This is a genomic window from Stenotrophomonas sp. P5_A8 (assembly GCF_056400545.1).
The window spans coordinates 1-3,181 of sequence record NZ_JBFULB010000398.1 but is presented as its reverse complement, the minus strand read 5'-3'; the positions used below and the strand labels follow the sequence as shown (position 1 = coordinate 3,181).

The 3,181-nt window shown below is 65.1% G+C and carries 3 protein-coding genes; 1 reads left to right on the top strand and 2 read right to left on the bottom strand.

What is annotated here, in order from left to right; all coding sequences use genetic code 11:
- Positions 1–1,055: glycine C-acetyltransferase (kbl, locus tag AC1DQP_RS18615; RefSeq protein WP_478052214.1), on the bottom strand; the 1,055-nt coding region annotated here is incomplete at its 3' end.
- 195 nt (positions 1,056–1,250) lie between these two features.
- Here kbl and AC1DQP_RS18610 point away from each other — a divergent pair.
- Positions 1,251–1,952, top strand: coding sequence for a TorF family putative porin (locus AC1DQP_RS18610; protein WP_256776251.1), 702 nt, complete (start codon positions 1,251–1,253; stop codon positions 1,950–1,952).
- Between the two features lie 199 nt (positions 1,953–2,151).
- Here AC1DQP_RS18610 and tdh read toward each other — a convergent pair whose 3' ends face one another.
- Positions 2,152–3,174 carry an L-threonine 3-dehydrogenase gene (gene tdh / locus AC1DQP_RS18605; RefSeq protein ID WP_256776284.1) on the bottom strand — a complete coding sequence of 341 codons (1,023 nt, stop codon included), beginning with the start codon at positions 3,172–3,174 and terminating at the stop codon, positions 2,152–2,154.
- Between the last annotated feature and the right edge of the window lie 7 nt (positions 3,175–3,181).

The window sequence follows — 3,181 nt, the reverse complement described above, 5'->3', positions numbered from 1 at the left end:
TCTTCCAGCAGGCGCTCGGCGAACTTCTGCGCCAGCGGGGCGTCGTACAGCATCACCGGGCTGATCGGGTGCACGCCCGGCTTCACGTCGAAACCGGCGGCGGTCATCTTCTGGCGGAAATAGGCGGTGTTGTCGGCCAGCGTGCTGCGCAGGTCGTCGGCGGCGGCCAGCATCTCGAAGGCCTTGATGCCGGCGGCGACCACGTGCGGTGGCAGCGAGTTGGAGAACAGGTACGGGCGCGAGCGCTGGCGCAGCAGTTCGACCACTTCGGCGCTGGCGCAGGTGAACCCACCCAGCGCGCCGCCCATGGCCTTGCCCAGGGTGCCGGTGATGATGTCGATCTTCTCCAGCACGCCCTTGACCTCGGCCGAGCCGCGGCCGGTGGCACCGAGGAAGCCGGTGGCATGGCATTCGTCGATGTGCACCAGCGCGTTGTACTTCCTGGCCAGCGCGGTGATCTCATCCAGCGGGGCGATGAAGCCGTCCATGGAGAACACGCCGTCGGTGGTGATCAGCTTGGTTCTGCAGCCGGCGGCATCGGCAGCCTGCAGCTGGGCTTCCAAGTCGGCCATGTCGCAGTTGGCGTAGCGGAAGCGCTTGGCCTTGCACAGGCGCACGCCGTCGATGATCGAGGCATGGTTCAGCGCGTCGGAGATGATCGCGTCGTTCTCGCCGAGCAGCGGCTCGAACAGGCCGCCGTTGGCGTCGAAGCAGGCCGCGTACAGGATGGTGTCCTGCTTGCCGAAGAACGTGGCGATCTGCTTTTCCAGCTGCTTGTGCAGGTCCTGGGTGCCGCAGATGAAGCGCACCGAAGCCATGCCGAAGCCGTGGCTGTCCAGCGCGTCCTTGGCCGCCTGGATCAGGTCCGGATGGTCGGCCAGGCCCAGGTAGTTGTTGGCGCAGAAGTTGAGCACCGTGCGGCCGTCGTCCAGGGTGATCTCGRCCGACTGCGGGCTGGTGATGATGCGTTCGGACTTGAACAGGCCCTGGGCGCGGATCGACTCCAGTTCTTCAACATAGTGCTGGGTCAGCGGGGCGGTGGTGGCATCGCTCATGGCAGGCAGTCTTCGGCACGGGAAAACCGGGATTTTACCTGCCGGCGGCGACGCTGGGGTTGCGCGCGCCGGCCGATCAGGCCAGTGCCGGCACCGACAGTTGCAGACGTGATTGTTGCATCGCAATATCAATCAGGTTAAAAAACTGTAAACCGCCGCCATTCCGCCCACCCCCACCGTCTGGAGAGACCCCGCATGAACCACGCCACGCGCTGTACCGCCGCCGTTGTGCTCTGCGCCGCCCTGCTTGCCCCGTTCGCCGCCAGTGCCCAGGACGAGGCCGCCTCTCCCTTCAGCTGGAACGTCACCGGCGTCTCCGACTACGTGTTCCGCGGTGTCTCGCAGACCGACGAGGACCCGACTCTGCAGGCCGGTTTCACCTACACCTCGCCGGTCGGTCTTTACGCCGGCGTGTGGGGCTCGGGCGTGGACTTTGGCGACGGTGGCCCGGATGCCGAGGTCGATTACCTGATCGGGTATGCGTTCGACGTCACCGACAACGTCAACCTGGACCTGCTGCTCAATCGTTACACCTACCCGGGCTCCAGCGACCTGGCCTACAACGAGTTCATCACCAAGACCACGTTCGCCAAGCAGTACAGCCTGACGGTGACCTACACCAACGATGTATTCAATTCGGGCACCGATGGCTGGTACTACGCCGTGGGCGGCGAGTGGGCGCTGCCGCAGGAGTTCACCCTGGCCGCCAACGTGGGTCGCAGCACCTTCGAGGAAGGCATCTCCAAGGACTACACCGATTGGAACATCGGGGTGAATCGCAGCTTCGGCCTGTTCACCCTGGGCCTGGGCTATTACGGCACCGACGGCAACGGCCGCGACAACTCCGGCAAGCTGGCCGACAACCGCGTGGTGTTCACGGTAGCGGTAGGCAAGTAGTGCCGGCCGCTGGCCGGCTCCTCGCGCCACCGGCCACCCCGCGAAACAAAAAAAGGCGCCCGGATGGGCGCCTTTTCAATGCTGGCCTGGCACCGGATCCCCGCTGGAGCAGAGCCCCCTGCCGTTGAAGGGGACGCGCCGACGGCGCGGGCAAAAGGTGACAGGGGCCGTTGATCGTCCGTGCCAAAGGCACTGAGGATCAATTCCAGCTCAACACCACCTTGCCGGCCTTGCCCTGTTCCATCAGGTCGAAACCCTTCTGGAAGTCGTCGATCGGCAGCTGGTGGGTGAGCACCTTGCCGAGCGGGAAACCGGACAGCACCAGCTGGGTCATCTTGTACCAGGTCTCGTACATCTTGCGGCCGTAGATGCCCTGCACGGTGAGGCCCTTGAAGATGATCTTGTCCCAGTCGCAGCCAGCGCCCCGCGGCATGATGCCGAGCATGGCGATCTTGCCGCCGTGGTACATGCAGTCGAGCATGTCGTTGAAGGCGCGCGGGTTGCCGCTCATTTCCAGGCCCACGTCGAAGCCCTCCATGTGCAGGTCCTTCATCACGTCCTTGAGCGAGGTGTTGGAGACGTTGACCACGCGGGTGGCGCCCATGTCGGCGGCCAGCTTGAGGCGGAAGTCGTTGACGTCGGTGACCACCACGTTGCGCGCGCCGATGTGTTTGCAGATGCCGGCGGCGATGATGCCGATGGGGCCGGCGCCGGTGATCAGCACGTCTTCACCGATGACGTTGAACTCCAGCGCGCAGTGCGCGGCGTTGCCGTAGGGGTCGAAGAAGGCAGCCAGTTCGGACGGGATCTGGTCGGGGATGGGCCACAGGTTGCTGGCCGGCATGACCATGTATTCGGCGAAGGCGCCGTTGACGTTGACGCCGATGCCGACGGTGTTGGGGCACAGGTGCGGGCGGCCGCCACGGCAGTTGCGGCAGTGGCCGCAGACGATGTGGCCTTCGGCCGAGACGCGCTGGCCGACTTCATAGCCGGTGACGCCGGGGCCGATTTCGGCGATGCGGCCGACGAATTCGTGGCCGATGGTGAGGCCGGGCTTGATGGTGCGCTGGCTCCATTCGTCCCACAGGTAGATATGCAGGTCGGTACCGCAGATGGCGGTCTTTTCCAGCTTGATCAGGACTTCGTTGGGACCCGGGGTCGGGACCGGCACGTTTTCCAGCCAGATGCCCTTGGCGGCTTCACGCTTGACCAGGGCCTTCATTGTGCCC

What these genes read in the sequence shown, in the direction of transcription:
- AC1DQP_RS18610 (WP_256776251.1), top strand. Translation starts at nt 1,251, where the DNA reads ATGAACCACGCCACGCGCTGTACCGCCGCCGTTGTGCTCTGCGCCGCC.
- tdh (WP_256776284.1), bottom strand. Translation starts at nt 3,174, where the DNA reads ATGAAGGCCCTGGTCAAGCGTGAAGCCGCCAAGGGCATCTGGCTGGAA.